This window comes from Akkermansiaceae bacterium, assembly GCA_017798145.1.
In the GTDB taxonomy this organism is placed as follows: Bacteria; Verrucomicrobiota; Verrucomicrobiia; order Verrucomicrobiales; family Akkermansiaceae; genus Luteolibacter.
Genome location: CP059069.1, coordinates 319,761 through 332,259, shown reverse-complemented (window position 1 = coordinate 332,259; position 12,499 = coordinate 319,761). Strand labels below are relative to the sequence as shown.

Genomic DNA, 12,499 nt, shown 5'->3' with positions numbered 1-12,499 from the left:
GGGCGGGTGATAGGAAATTCTACCCGGAGGGCAAGACATCCTTATCAGCCCCATTGCGCCAAAAGAACGCTTTTGCCCGCCAGTCAGCCAGCTTCCCGATTCCGCGAGGAAACGGGCTCCGGAAAAAAAATCACGATTTCTGAATCCGTTTTCAAGGATGCGGCGAAGACATGTTCGAACCTGCAACGGGTTCGCAGAACCAACCAAACCAAAAACAAAGATATGAAAACAATCGTTACCTCAATCCTCAGCGTCATGGCCCTAGCAAGCTTCGCCTCGGCGGAACACCACAAGGCGGACAAGAAAGACATCGTCGATACCGCCGTGGCAGCGGGTTCCTTCAAGACCCTGGCAGCCGCACTTGGCGCTGCCGGACTCGTTGATACGCTGAAGGGAGATGGCCCCTTCACCGTGTTCGCACCAACGGACGAGGCCTTCGCGAAACTCCCAGAAGGAACCGTGGAGGAACTCCTCAAGCCGGAAAACAAGGCCAAGCTGGCCGACATCCTCACCTACCACGTCGTATCCGGCAAGGTCATGGCGAAGACGGCGGTCACCCTCGATAAGGCGACGGCGGTCAACAAGAAGGACATCGCCCTCAAGGTGGTGGACGGAACCCTGACCCTGAACGGCAGCGCAAAGGTGGCGACGGCTGACATCGAATGCTCCAACGGAGTCATCCACGTCATCGACGCCGTGATCCTCCCGCCCGCCGAATAATCCCCCTTGGAAAACCAAGAACCGTCCACCTCACGAGCCCTTCGAAAAAGATCGGGCCGAGGGGTGGACAAACCCTTTTTGAGACCTAGCTTGCCGCCGCAGTGACGGATCAAGCCGAGAACAATCCAGAAGAGAACCAAATCCTGGGGCAGGTCGCCCTGGGTGTGGAGAGCGCCATGGAACATTGCATCAAACGATACGGGAACCTGGTCTGGAGCATCGCGCTGCGTTACGTGAAAAACCGGAGTTCTGCAGAGGATGCGGTTCAGGAAACATTCACCGACATCTGGAAATCGGCGAAACGCTATGATCCGTCCATCGCCACGGAATGCACCTTCATCGGACTTCTTGCCAGGCGCCGCTGCATCGATTTCGCACGCAGGGAAAACAGGTCGCCCCGCTTCGAGCCGTTTCCGGAAATCGTCGAGATCCCGCATTCTTTCATCGATTCCTCGTCGGCAATCCGCTGTGATGGCCTCCAAGTGAGAGCAGCCCTGCAGATCCTGCCCGATGAAACCCAACGGATCTTCTCCCTGCATTTCGAGCAGGGCATGAGCCATCCCGAGATCGTCGAGGAGACCGGCCTGCCGCTGGGCACCGTGAAGACGCGCCTCCGCCGCGGCCTGATCGAAGTGCGAAACCACCTGCGCCGAATCGACGGAGCCAACCCATCAACCACCGCCGCGCCATGAGCCAAAGGGACATTCAGGATCGCTTCGAGGAACTGGAGGCCGGGCGCATCCTCGGGGATCTCAGCCCGGAGGAAAGCAGGGAGTGGGATGAGCTTTCCAAAGCACACGGCTTCGCCCCCGACCTTTCCTTGGAGCTGGCTGCGGCAGCCATCGAGGCCGAGTTCGCCCAAGCAAAGACCGAAGCGATCCCTGCGGGGATCGCGGATACCGTCAGGAATAGCATGGGGAAATTCACCGCACAGCAGCCAGGCGGCGCTCCGGCAGCTATCCATTTCCCGCTGTGGAAGCGGCTCTACCAATCGCCCCAGGCTGCATGGGGAATGGCTGCGCTGTTCGCGATGTTCCTCGTCGCCAACTTCATCGCCAAGCCGCCTGTTCCCGCCGGTGCGACTCCCATCACCAACAACCCGATTTCACCTGAAAAATCCCGCGAACTGCTTTTCACAAAAGCAGGCGACCTCATCGAGTCGGAATTCGGAGGCACGGAAAACTACGCCGGGATGTCAGGAAAAGTCGTCTGGAGCGACAGCCTGCAGGAAGGCTACATGACCCTTGCCTCGCTTCCTCCCAACGATCCTTCCAGGAACCAATACCAGCTATGGATCGTCGATCCGGCAAGGGACGAAAAGCCCGTCGATGGCGGCGTGTTCGACATCCCAGCCGGGAAAAGCGCCGCCGTGATCCCGATCCGCAACCCCCTCCCGGTGAACAAGCCCCAGGCCTTCGTGATCACGCTCGAACAGCCGGGCGGTGTCGTAGTCTCCAAGCAGGAAATCGTCGTCGCCCTTGCCAAAAGCTTTTGATGCTCTGAGATGAGATTGTTGCAGGCTCTCTGAAAAGAGACCAGGATCTACCCGATCCGATATCCCGGGAACATCATGAATCTGCACATTGCCCTCACGACCACGCTTCTCAGCACCCTCTCACCCGCCCTGCAAGCCGCCCCCCATCCCAACATCCTGCTCATCCTCGCGGACGACCTCGGCTACGGCGATGTCTCCTGCTACAACCCCGAATCGAAAGTCCCCACACCCAACCTCGACCGGCTCGCTGCCGGGGGATTGAAATTCACCGACGCCCACAGCCCCTCCACCGTTTGCACGCCCTCGCGCTACAGCATCATGACAGGGCGCATGGCCTTCCGCATCCCCTATCGCGGTGTCTTCACCGGCGCCGGCGGACCATGCCTGATCGAGGAAGGCCGCCCCACCCTTCCCGGAATCCTCCGCGAACACGGCTACCGCACCGCCCTGTTCGGGAAATGGCACATCGGCCTCACGTTTTACGATTCCGATGGGAAACCCATCCGCAAGGACGGTCTCGAGCCCGTGAGACGCATCGACTACGCCCGCCCCATCAGCGACGGGCCGACGAAGCGCGGCTTCGATGAGTTTTTCGGCACCGCCTCCTGCCCCACCACCGACTGGCTCTATGCCTACATCGATGGCGACCGCATCCCCTTGCCTCCCACCAAGCTCCTCGACCCCACCTCCGTGCCGAAGCACGAATGGTCCTTCGACTGCCGCCAGGGACTGATCGCCCCGAACTTCGACCTGGAGGAAGTGGATGAGGTGTTCCTGGAAAAAAGCGTCGCCTTCCTCGAAAGACACCGACGCGAGGCACCGGACAAACCGTTTTTCCTGATGCACTCTGCCCAAGCCGTCCACCTTCCCTCCTTCCCTGCGGAAAAATACAAAGGCACCACCCAGGCCGGGCCGCACGGGGATTTCATCGCGCAGTTCGATTCGAACGTAGGAACGCTGATGGAAACGCTGGACCGCCTCGGTATCGCGGAGAACACGCTCGTCATCGTCACCAGCGACAACGGCCCTGAGGTAGGAACGGTGCTTAACATGCGCGAACTCCACGGCCACGACGGCGCCCGGCCATGGCGCGGGCTCAAGCGGGACAACTGGGAAGGCGGCCACCGCGTCCCCTTCATCGCCCGCTGGCCCGCCGTCTCCCCCGCCGGGAAAACCTGCGCGGCAACCATCTGCCTCACCGACATTTTCGCCACCGCTGTGGAAATCACCGGCCACAAGGCCATCCAGGCATCCGGAGAGGACAGCGCCAGCATCCTGCCCCTGCTGGAAGGCGGCGCGGAACCCGTCCGCGATTTCACCATCCACCAGACATGGACGCTCGAACTCGCCATCCGCAGGGGCGACTGGAAATACCTGGACCACAAGGGCTCCGGCGGGAACAACTACGAGCGGAGCCCGGATCTGGGGAAGCTGATCCTCCCGGACATCGCGCCCGATGCCCCCGGCCAACTCTACAACCTCGCCGAAGACCCCGGCGAAACCACCAACCTCGCGGCGAAATTCCCCGAAAAGGCAGCAGAGCTGAAAAAACTCCTAGAGAAAGCCCGCGAGGCGGGACGGAGCTTCTGACCGCCACAAGGCAATGACAAAGACCATCCACATTCCCGGCGGCACGGTGGGTGCGGCGGCCAAAGCCTCCCGCAGCTTCAGCCCATTTCGCTGAAGGTGACACCCAGCGCCTCCTCGAATTTTCCGATCTTCTTCCTTTCCCTCGGATCGATCAGTGCGATGGAAGTCCCTTTTTTGCCCGCTCTTGCCGTCCGTCCGCTACGATGGGTGTAGTAGTCGAAATCCTCGGGAAGCTGGTAATGGATGACAAAGGAAAGACCCTCGACATCGATCCCGCGTGCGGCCACATCCGTGGCGATGAGGATGCGGGAGCGCCCGTTCTTGAAGCCGCGCATCACCTTGTCGCGCTCGCGCTGGGAGAGATCCCCCTGGATCACATCCACGGGGAAACCCAGTTTCTCCAACTGCCGCCCCAGCGCCACCGCGCCCGCCTTCGTCCTCACAAAGACCAGCCCCCTCTCCTCCCCGCGCCTGCCGAGGAATCCCGCGAGGAAATCGTTCTTCTCATCTTTCCCGCAGACGGCGTAGCGGTGATCGATGTTCTGGTTCACCACGTGAGCCCTGTCGATGGTCAGCATCTCCGGTTGGCCGGGCATCGCTCCTTTCACGAGGGCATGGATGGAGTCCGGAAACGTGGCGGAAAACAACCAGGTGCTGCGCCGCCCGCGTGTCAGACCGAAGATCGCGACAAGGTCTTTCTTGAATCCCATGCTCAGCATCTCATCCGCCTCGTCGAGCACGAGGTGTTTCACATTCACCAGGGTCAACGCCTTTTTCTTGAGCAGGTCGAGCAGCCTTCCCGGAGTGGCGACAACGATATGGGTCGGTCGTTTCAGGCGGCCGATCTGAATATCCATCGGCTCTCCACCGGTGAGCGCCTCGACGAAGATTCTTTCAGAAAATTTCGTGTAGCGGAACAGCTGCTTGGCGATCTGTTTGGCCAGCTCGCGGGTCGGAGCGATCACCAGCCCCTGGATCTCGGGCTTGTTCGGATTGATCTTGGTGAGCAGCGGCAACCCGAAGGCCGCCGTCTTGCCGGTTCCCGTTTGCGCCTGGGCGCAGAAGTCCCCGCCGTTCTTCATCAGAAACGGGATGGCTTTTGCCTGCACTTCCGTCGGCGTGACGATACCCATTTCCTGCAAGCCTTTCACCAGATCCGCCGGTATCCCCAATTTCCCAAATTCGCTCATGCCCGCGCAGCTTGGAATGCTGCGGCGAAAATGACGAGCCATATCGCGTTTGTGCTTCGCGTGGGATCCAACCGGGGGCGGCATATCAGGTTGCAGGGACGGAGTTAGTCCCTAAGATCCAAAAAACACGATGAAAACCCTCCTGCCTTTCCTCCTCGCCGCCACACTCACCGCATACTCCGCGGAGAAGCCCAACATCATCGTGATCATGGCCGACGACCTCGGCTATGGCGACGTCTCGTGCTACGGGGCGAAGGTTTTCCAGACACCCCATATCGACAAGCTCGCATCCGAAGGCCAGCGCTTCACCAGCGGCTACTGCTCCGCCTCCACCTGCACGCCCACCCGCTATTCCATGCTCACCGGAACCTATGCCTTCCGCACAAAGGGCACGGGCATCGCGCCGCCGAACGGCCCGGCCATCATCAAGCCCGGTACCACCACCCTGCCATCGCTCCTCAAGGAGGTGGGCTATGAGACGGCGGTCATCGGCAAGTGGCACCTGGGCCTCGGCGATCCGAAACCGGACTGGAACGGCAAGCTCGCACCCGGTCCGCTGGAGATCGGCTTCAACCATTGCTTCCTGCTGCCCACCACCAACGACCGCGTCCCTCAGGTATTTGTGAAAGACCACCACGTCCTCAACCTCGACCCCAAGGATCCCCTTTGGGTCGGCGACAAGCTCCCCTCGCCGGACCACAAGACCGGCATGAGCCACCGCGACGATCTGAAAATGGACTGGACCCACGGGCACAACGGCACGATCCATAACGGCATCTCGCGGATCGGCTTCTACACCGGCGGCCACGCCGCGCGCTTCCGCGACGAGGATCTCGCCGACAAATGGGTGGAGCAATCCAACGCCTTCATGGAAGCGAACAAGGACAAACCCTTCTTCCTTTTCTTCGCCTCGCACGACAACCACGTGCCGCGCATGCCTCACGAGCGTTTCCAGGGGAAAAGCGGTACCGGCCTCCGCGGCGATGCGATCCTCGAACTCGACTGGTGCGTCGGCGAGATCGTGAAAACCCTCGGCCGGCTGGGGCTCACCGAAAACACCCTGGTGGTCTTCTGCTCCGACAATGGCCCGGTGCTCGACGATGGCTACAAGGACGGCTCGGTCACCCAACTCGGCGATCACGAACCCGCCGGCCCCTACACCGGAGGGAAATACACGGTCTTCGAGGGCGGCACGCGCACCCCGTTCATCACTTCATGGCCCGGGAAAATCCCCGCCGGAACATCGGACAAGATCGTCTGCACGATCGATCTCGCCGCCTCTTTCTCATCCTTGACCGGAGCAACGATCCCCGACGACGCCTGTCTCGACAGCATCGACGTCCTCTCCGCCCTGCTCGGCAAAAACGACGGCACAGGACGCGACGAACTCGTCCAGCAGGACAACGGCAACAAGGGTGCGAAAAACGATTACGGTCTCCGCTCCGGCGATTGGAAGCTGATCCGCCGCACCAACCCCTACAAGCAACCCGCGGTGATCTCGAAGAAACCCATCCCCGCCCCCGGCCCGCTGCACACCCTCTATTTCCTCCCCGACGATCCCGCGGAGAAAAGGGACGTGAGCAAGGAGAACCCGGAGATGCTAAAGCAACTCATCGAACGCCTCGATGCCATCATCGCTGCGGGGCGCACACGATCCTAAGCTTACGCCCCCGCCAGCTTCCAGCCGATCGCCTTCACCTTCCCGGCGTACTCGTTGTTGATCAGGCTGCCGTCCTCGGCGAAGGCCTCGTGCGCCTTGGGCAGCGAGAACTCCTCCTGGATCACCTCGATCTTGATGTTCCCGAGGAAGGGCCGGAGGAAACCGAGGCTCCTCGCCCCACCATATCCGCCCGGGGAGGCGGATAGGATCGCTGCGGTTTTCCCTGCGAAAGCCGAGAGCGGTGCCTCATCCTCGCTGTCCGCACGGGACACCCAGTCAATCGCGTTCTTCAGCGCTGCGGTGATCATGCTGTTGTATTCCGGCGAGGCGATGAGGAGGCAGTCGTGTTCGAGGAAGAGCTGTTTGAGCCTCTTCGCCGACTCCGGCTTGCCTTCGCTCGCCTCAAGATCCTCATCGAAAAGGGGCATGGGGAAATCGGCGAGCGAGATCACGGTCACTTCCGCACCTGCCTCCTTTGCCGCCGAGGCCGCGATTTTCACGAGTTTCTGGTTGTAGGAGTCAGCCCTCAGGCTGCCGCTGAATGCCAGTATCTTTTTCATGGTCTTTTTTTAGTGTGTGGTTTGGCTTGTCTCAAGAAACGGGTAATCCGTGTAGCCTTCTGCGCCGCCGCCGTAGAATGTCCCGGGTTGCGGCTCGTTCAGGCCGGCTGCGATGCGGAAGCGCTCCACCAGATCGGGATTCGCTATGGCGGCCTTTCCGAAAGCCACCGCATCCGCCTTCCCGGATGTGATCGCTTCGCGTGCTGTGTCAGCCGTGAAGCCCTCGTTGGCAATGTATGCACCGCCGAAAGCCTCTTTCATCTTCGGCCCAAGGGGTGGGTTTCCGAAATCCTCGCGCGCACAGATGAAGGCCAGTCCGCGCGTCCCGAGTTCCTCCGCAACCTTGGTGAAAAGCCCCGGTAGATCCGAGTCGCCCATGTCATGCGCATCGCCCCTGGGCGCGAGGTGCATTCCCACCCGATCCGCACCCCACACGGAAACGACGGCATCAACCGCTTCCAGCATGAATCGCATGCGGTTCTCCACCGAACCACCGTATTCATCATCGCGCCTGTTCGTGGAGTCCTGGAGGAATTGGTCTATCAGATAGCCGTTCGCACCGTGCAATTCCACCCCATCGAAGCCGGCCTTCATCGCGTTTTCCGCCCCACGCTTGTATTGCTGGATCACCTCCTTGATTTCCGGGATGGACAGAGCGCGGGGCACTTCGAAGGCCTTCTCCGGCCGAACCAGGCTGACATGCCCTGCCGGTGCAACCGCGCTCGGCGCAACAGGCTTTTTCCCGTCCAGATAAAACGGATCCGACATGCGCCCAACATGCCAGAGCTGGGAGAGGATGATCCCTCCTTTTTCATGCACGCGTCCCGTGATTCTTTTCCAGCCTGCGACCTGCTCCTCCGACCAGATCCCCGGCGTATCCGGATAGCCGACACCCAGCGCATCCACCGAGGTGGCCTCGGTCAGGATCATGCCGAAGCCGCTGCGCTGTGAGTAATACTCGGCCATCAGTTCGTTGGGCACCCGCCCCTCGGAGGATCGGCAGCGGGTCAGCGGAGCCATCACGATTCGGTTGGCAAGCGTAAAGGCTCCTATCTGGAGGGATTTGAAAAGCGGATCTGGCATGCGCATAGATGGACACCCGGATCGATCTCCCGTCAAAGGGCTTTTTTGATTCTCCGGTTCCTCAGGCTAGGAAGGAAATCTCGCATGTTGCACGTTCCCCTGATTACCGTATGGTAAGGGTCACGATGGCCGCCATCATCATTACCTGTGCCAACGCCACCTGCGCCATCCCGGAGGCACAGCGCGAGCTTTTCAAAGGATCCGAGGATCTTGTGACCTCGCCGGAAGGCTGGGATCCGGGTGCCCTCAACCTCGCCCAGGGGCTTGCAATGCGGTTCAGCACCCCGCTGATCCACGGTGAGGTCTCGCGCCTCCTCATCGACCTTCAGGAGGACGGCGATAAGCGCTGGGGGAAAATTTCCTCTACCCTTCCCGAGGCGAGCCGCAACAAGCTTGTTGAACGCCAGCAGGACAAGTTCCGCCATGCGATCGAGGCGCGGCTCGAAGAGGATTTCAAGCGCCACGACATGGCGCTGCACCTTGATATCCACACCGCACCGATCGAGGACGGGAAGATCATCTTTGAGCACATAGCTTCCAGTTTCGCACAGAACGTCTCCGATGCCGCCATCAGGCTCCTGCCATCGAACGAGGTCGATTCCTCATCCGTTCCGCTCATGGAAAAGACACCGTTCATCCGCTGGCTGCTTGAGACCTTCCCTTCGGGAAAATACGGGATCATCCGAATCACCGTATCCCAGTCCTTCTTCATGCGCTCCGTCCCCATGCGTTGGGAAACGATCAAGAAGTCCTTGATCCAGGCATTGGCCGATGCCACGAAGTGACTCCCGGAGCGCCCATGCTCCTCCCAAGCATACGATTTGAAATCCGCAAGCTCCGCCTGGCTCCGCCGGGCGCTCACATCCCCCGAATTCACCGAACGCCTGGCTCCCTTCGCCACCGGCAATTGCACCGTCACGCTCGATCACGCCGCCGAGGCCTCCCACTCTTTCCTGACAGCCCTCGCCTGCACCGCCTCTTCCGACCTCGGAAAAAAGCGCCAATGGATCGTCCATGAATCCCCCCGCCAGCGCGAGCGCCTCGCCGCCGAGCTCGAACTCTGGGGCATCACCGCCCTCATTCTTCCGGACGTGGGGGCGATCTTCGGTCGCCCACCGTCTTCAGATGAACCGGACGCCCCCATCGAAGTCCAAGACCCCGAGACCGCCGCCGAATGGTTCGCCATCCTCGAAACCCTAGCCACCACCGACTCCTTCACCATCCTCTGCGGCTCCGATTCCTTCTCCCAATACGCCCCCTCCGCGAAATCCCTCCTCTCCAACCGCACCCACCTCAAGCCCGGCCTCATCCTCGACCCCACCGCCTTCGCGCAAACGCTCTCTTCCCACGGCTACGAGCGCAACCCCACCGTCACCGCCCGAGGCCATTTCGCGATCCGCGGTGGCATCCTCGATCTCTTCCCCTTCCAATCCGCCCGCCCCCTCCGCCTCGAATTCTTCGATACTGAACTCGAATCCATCCGCGAGTTCGACCTCAACACCCAAGCCTCCACCCGCAAGCTGGAGGAACTTCACCTCCAGCTCACCGAGCCCCCCGCCGTCGCCACCATCGCCGACTACCTGAAGAGAGGCGACACGATCATAGAAGTCGACCAAACAGGCCTCGTCTCCAAACTCCCCGAAAATCCCGATTTCCTCATCACCGAAAACGCCGAGGATACAGAAGGCGAAGAAGACTTCACCCTAGCCACCTACGCCTCCCCCCTCGGCACCTTCGACGCCGGCGACTTCGTCCTCGACGAACTCCGCCGAGAAACCTTCTTCAAACAGCTCAACGAATGGCAGCGCGAAGGATGGGACATCGGGATCGTCTTCTCCACCAAAGGCGAACTCGAACGCTTCACCGAACTCTCCGGCAAAGACCTCCAGCGCGACCTCGGCCTCACCCCCGTCCTCGGCGAGCTCATCTCCTCCTTCACCCTTCCCGCCACCAAGCTCGCCGTCCTCTCCTCCAGCGAGCTCTTCGGCCGCTACCGCACACCCGGAGCCGCCCGGCGCTCCTCCGTCGAGAAAGCCCGCGTCATCCGCGCCCGCGCCACCCTCGACGACATCGAGCCCGGCGACCTCGTCGTCCACTACGAATACGGCATCGGGAAATTCAAAGGCATCGCCCAGGAAGACGAAGGCGAGGAACTCCAGATCGAATACAAGGACGGCTCCATCCTCTCCGTCCCCCTCGAACAGGCCCACCTCATAGGAAAATACGTCGGAGTCGGCGGGAAAACCCCGGACCTCAACAAACTCGGAAACGCCACCTGGCAGAAAAACCGCAAGTCCGCCGAGAAATCCATCCTCGATTACGCCGCCCGCCTGCTCCGCATCCAGGCCGAGCGCGAGCACGAGCAAGGCCACGCCCATCCCCCCGACACCCGCTGGATGTTCGAGTTCGAGCAGAGTTTCCACTACACCGAAACGCCCGACCAGAAACAGGCCATCCAGGATACAAAGCACGACCTCGAAGCCCCCCGCTCCATGGATCGCCTCATCTGCGGCGACGTCGGATTCGGGAAAACCGAAGTCGCCATCCGCGCCGCCTTCAAGTGCATCACCGGCGGGAAACAGGCCGCCCTCCTCTGCCCCACCACCGTCCTCGCAGAGCAACACTGGCGCACCTTCCGCGAGCGCTTCTCCGACTACCCGATAAGAATCGATCTCCTCAACCGCTTCCGCAGCCCCGCCGAAGTCCGCGCCACCATCAAAGGCCTCGCAGACGGCTCCGTCGATATGGTCATCGGCACCCACCGCCTCATCTCCGGCGATGTCGCCTTTAAAGATCTCGGCCTCGCCATCGTCGATGAGGAGCAGCGCTTCGGAGTCGCACATAAGGAAAAGTTCAAAGACCTCTTCCGCCAAATCGACGTCCTCACCCTCTCCGCCACCCCCATCCCGCGCACCCTCTACATGGCGCTCATGGGCGCGCGCGACATGTCCACCATCGACACCCCGCCCCCCAACCGCCTCCCCGTCGCCACCACCGTCACCGCCTACGACGAACGCATCATCCGCGATGCCATCCGCCGCGAAATGAAACGCGGCGGCCAGGTCTTCTTCCTCCACAACCGCGTCAAAACCATCGAGCAAGTCCACAAAAAACTCAAAGAGCTCGTCCCCGAAGCCCGCGTCCTCGTCGGCCACGGCCAGATGGAAAAGCACGACCTCGAGAACGTCATGCACGCCTTCGTCAACCACGAGGCCGATGTCCTGCTCGCCACCACCATCATCGAAACCGGCATCGATATCCCCAACGCCAACACCATCCTCATCGACCGCGCCGACCGCTTCGGCCTCGCCGATCTCTACCAGCTCCGCGGCCGCGTCGGGAGAGCCGGGGAAAAAGCCTACGCCATCCTCCTCCTCCCCCGGGAAATGATCACCCAAGGCGACGCCCGCAAGCGCATCCACGCCATCAAGCAATACACCGCCCTCGGCTCCGGCTTCAAAATCGCCATGCGCGACCTCGAGATCCGCGGCGCCGGCAACCTCCTCGGTACCAAGCAATCCGGCCACATCGCCCAAATCGGCTTCGACCTCTACTGCCAACTCCTCCGCCAATCCGTCGACCGCCTGAAAGGAAAGAAGGATCCCTCGCTCCACGAAACCACCTTCAAGGCTGATTTCATCGTTCCCACTGAGACGCAGTGGGTCTCAAGAGGCCAGAAACCAGAGACCAGAGACCAGGAAGATAAGAACTCAAAATCCTCTTCATCCGTGTCCTCCGTGCAATCCGTGGTTAAAAACTCTTCCTCTTCCCTTGGCGATCTTGGCGACTTGGCGGTTCAACCTATCCCCGCCTTCATCCCCACATCGTATTTGAGCGACGCCAAGCTCCGCATCAACGCCTACCGGGAGCTCGCCGAAGCCAACACCCCCAAATCCATCACCGCCCTCGAGAAAAACTGGCAGGACCGCCACGGCCGCCTCCCCCACCCTATCCAGAACCTCCTAACCATCGCCCGCATCAAAGCCGAAGCCGCCTCCAACCAAATCACCTCCGTGGAAATCTCCGGCCAGCGCCTAATGCTCCAGAGGAACGGCAGCCCGATTCTGATGGATGGGTCACGCTATCCGAGGCTCGCGAAAACCAAGCCGGGGGAGAAGCTGGATGAGGCGCTGGAGATGCTGATGAATTTTTAGGAAACTCAAGAAAGGGGCTGAAAAAAAGCTCCACGCTGGTCAGTGGG

General features: G+C 61.1%; 10 protein-coding genes. 7 read left to right on the top strand and 3 right to left on the bottom strand.

What is annotated here, in order from left to right; genetic code table 11:
• Positions 1–222 precede the first annotated feature (222 nt).
• From HZ994_01485 to HZ994_01470, 4 genes are all read left to right on the top strand, one after another.
• A complete protein-coding gene (locus HZ994_01485) occupies positions 223–720 on the top strand; it encodes a fasciclin domain-containing protein (GenBank protein ID QTN31051.1) in 498 nt (165 codons plus the stop codon).
• Positions 721–821: 101 nt separating this feature from the next.
• Positions 822–1,412, top strand: coding sequence for a sigma-70 family RNA polymerase sigma factor (locus HZ994_01480; protein QTN31050.1), 591 nt, complete (start codon positions 822–824; stop codon positions 1,410–1,412).
• On the top strand, positions 1,409–2,215 hold the full coding sequence (locus HZ994_01475) for an anti-sigma factor (protein ID QTN31049.1): 807 nt from the start codon (positions 1,409–1,411) through the stop codon (positions 2,213–2,215). The genes HZ994_01480 and HZ994_01475 overlap by 4 nt, the downstream gene beginning before the upstream one ends.
• A gap of 75 nt (positions 2,216–2,290) precedes the next feature.
• Positions 2,291–3,805, top strand: a complete 1,515-nt coding sequence (locus HZ994_01470; protein QTN31048.1) for an arylsulfatase — start codon at positions 2,291–2,293, stop codon at positions 3,803–3,805.
• 77 nt (positions 3,806–3,882) lie between these two features.
• Here HZ994_01470 and HZ994_01465 read toward each other — a convergent pair whose 3' ends face one another.
• Positions 3,883–4,995, bottom strand: coding sequence for a DEAD/DEAH box helicase (locus HZ994_01465; GenBank protein QTN31047.1), 1,113 nt, complete (start codon positions 4,993–4,995; stop codon positions 3,883–3,885).
• A gap of 130 nt (positions 4,996–5,125) precedes the next feature.
• Here HZ994_01465 and HZ994_01460 point away from each other — a divergent pair, with 130 nt between their 5' ends.
• Positions 5,126–6,655 (top strand): arylsulfatase, encoded by a 1,530-nt coding sequence (locus HZ994_01460; GenBank protein QTN31046.1) that lies wholly within the window; start codon positions 5,126–5,128, stop codon positions 6,653–6,655.
• Positions 6,656–6,657: 2 nt separating this feature from the next.
• Here HZ994_01460 and HZ994_01455 read toward each other — a convergent pair whose 3' ends face one another.
• Positions 6,658–7,215 (bottom strand): NAD(P)H-dependent oxidoreductase, encoded by a 558-nt coding sequence (locus tag HZ994_01455; protein ID QTN31045.1) that lies wholly within the window; start codon positions 7,213–7,215, stop codon positions 6,658–6,660.
• A gap of 9 nt (positions 7,216–7,224) precedes the next feature.
• Complete coding sequence (locus tag HZ994_01450) at positions 7,225–8,298, bottom strand: alkene reductase (GenBank protein ID QTN31044.1); 1,074 nt, start codon at positions 8,296–8,298, stop codon at positions 7,225–7,227.
• Between the two features lie 110 nt (positions 8,299–8,408).
• Between HZ994_01450 and HZ994_01445 the strand changes: the two genes are divergently transcribed.
• Entirely contained in the window at positions 8,409–9,083 is a 675-nt protein-coding gene (locus tag HZ994_01445; protein ID QTN31043.1) for a hypothetical protein, read from the top strand.
• A 36-nt stretch (positions 9,084–9,119) separates the two neighbouring features.
• Positions 9,120–12,452 (top strand): transcription-repair coupling factor, encoded by a 3,333-nt coding sequence (gene mfd, locus HZ994_01440; protein QTN31042.1) that lies wholly within the window; start codon positions 9,120–9,122, stop codon positions 12,450–12,452.
• Positions 12,453–12,499: the final 47 nt, after the last annotated feature.

Bases quoted from the DNA above. Each gene is read 5' to 3' on its own strand.
- HZ994_01445 (QTN31043.1), top strand. From the start codon at position 8,409: ATGGTAAGGGTCACGATGGCCGCCATCATCATTACCTGTGCCAACGCC.
- HZ994_01455 (QTN31045.1), bottom strand. From the start codon at position 7,215: ATGAAAAAGATACTGGCATTCAGCGGCAGCCTGAGGGCTGACTCCTAC.
- HZ994_01475 (QTN31049.1), top strand. From the start codon at position 1,409: ATGAGCCAAAGGGACATTCAGGATCGCTTCGAGGAACTGGAGGCCGGG.
- HZ994_01485 (QTN31051.1), top strand. From the start codon at position 223: ATGAAAACAATCGTTACCTCAATCCTCAGCGTCATGGCCCTAGCAAGC.
- HZ994_01450 (QTN31044.1), bottom strand. From the start codon at position 8,298: ATGCCAGATCCGCTTTTCAAATCCCTCCAGATAGGAGCCTTTACGCTT.
- HZ994_01465 (QTN31047.1), bottom strand. From the start codon at position 4,995: ATGAGCGAATTTGGGAAATTGGGGATACCGGCGGATCTGGTGAAAGGC.
- HZ994_01460 (QTN31046.1), top strand. From the start codon at position 5,126: ATGAAAACCCTCCTGCCTTTCCTCCTCGCCGCCACACTCACCGCATAC.
- HZ994_01470 (QTN31048.1), top strand. From the start codon at position 2,291: ATGAATCTGCACATTGCCCTCACGACCACGCTTCTCAGCACCCTCTCA.